This is a genomic window from Oleiphilus sp. HI0086, assembly GCF_001635225.1.
The window spans coordinates 1-1,515 of record NZ_LWFZ01000898.1 but is presented as its reverse complement, the minus strand read 5'-3'; the positions used below and the strand labels follow the sequence as shown (position 1 = coordinate 1,515).

At 41.7% G+C, this 1,515-nt stretch carries 2 protein-coding genes; both read right to left on the bottom strand.

Annotated features, from left to right (window positions below):
* The coding region (locus A3756_RS27785; protein WP_197481343.1) for a hypothetical protein at positions 1 to 785 on the bottom strand (785 nt) is incomplete at its 3' end.
* A 30-nt stretch (positions 786 to 815) separates the two neighbouring features.
* The coding region (locus A3756_RS26755) for a hypothetical protein (RefSeq protein WP_197481342.1) at positions 816 to 1,515 on the bottom strand (700 nt) is incomplete at its 5' end.

Below are 1,515 nucleotides of genomic sequence, written 5' to 3'. Positions count from 1 at the left end.
CTTTCTTGTTCGCTATATGGTTGTTCAACAGTTACGTTCTCAAGTTCATCTTCACCGAGCAAGCTGATATTCCCAACAACATGAGTGTCTGGGTTTCCTTGACTCTTTTCCTCTAAAAGAACGGTATCAGCCTCATATTCACCATATACATCTTCCATATACGAAGGAATAATGGAGCTCTCCTCTACATTGTTACGCTCATCCATGTCATTCAGCTGTGAAGATTGTTCAGCCACTTTATTAACACCTTTAGTACTCGTATCTAACAGATTCCGGCTTATTGACTCAGTTTCATCTGTTTGGTTCTGTGTTTTTTTCTCAGAGGCCGCCAGATCATCTGAAGGGTCAGGCAACTGACTCCATTTCTCAGGCTCCTCATTTAAAATACTTTTATTCGCTAGCTGCTCTCCGCGCTCGACCCCGCCATCACCAAAAAACACCTCTTTGGCCTCTCGATTTGTTTGATTACTGGACGAAAACTCCTGTGCATTATGCACCGGAGAAAAATAATCCGAATCCTGATTCGGTTCTGGCTCTGGCTCTGGTTCTGGCTCTGGTTCTGGTTCTGGTTCTGGTTCTGGTTCTGGTCCTGGTTCTGGTTCTGGTTCTGGTCCTGGTTCTTCTAAGTGATGTTTTATCAATTTAATTTGGACGACAGACGTTTCTTCGACTTCATTCTCACTATGTTGCGTTCGCCACACATAAAAGATTAAAGCGAGCAAATGTATGATAATACTTACAGCAAGTAGAACACCAAAACGCCAACGATCTTTTATCTTGTCCACACCCAAAACGAAGATACCTAACGCTTAAAACTAGTTAGCAAAATCAGACTCACCGTAATAGAGCAAACCCTTTCGATATAAAAAATAGTTTCTAACCTTTGGATCGATTGGTGGCGCAAGTCTCCCAGTTTTTAATAAAGCTTCCATAAATGCCTTATCTAGATCTTCACTTCCAGAACGCTGTTTAAATACAACATTATAAAAATAGCCTTCACTGTCCTGTAAATATGTAATTTGACCGTAATAGGTTTTACCAACATCTCTGTAACTTCTTTTCGGTCTTACCAGGTTGCTTTCAATTTTTTTAAAGCCTTGCTTCAAATAGTCACTCGCAATGAGCTTATGCCTAGGTGACATTGATTGTTCAATCTGCTTAGCTTTGACGGCTCCATACTTATATAAAACCTCACCCTCTTTAGTCAGTACGAAGTTTTGCCTAAGCGTTTTCTTATCTATTAGATATTCTGAACCCGGTATGCCATCTACAAGTCTTTGACGCGGCTTAATAGTCTTTAAATTCGAAGCCTGACCGGAACCTTTGTGGCTGGAAGCACCACCCGATTTCTCTGCTTTGGCCTTCTCTGCTTTGGCCTTCTCTGCTTTGGCCTTCTCTGCTTTGGCCTTCTCTGCTTTAGCTTTCTCTGCTTTAGCTTTCTCTGCTTTAGCTTTCTCTGCTTTAGCCTTCTCTGCTTTAGCCTTCTCTGCTTTGGCTTTCTCTGCTTTAGCTTTC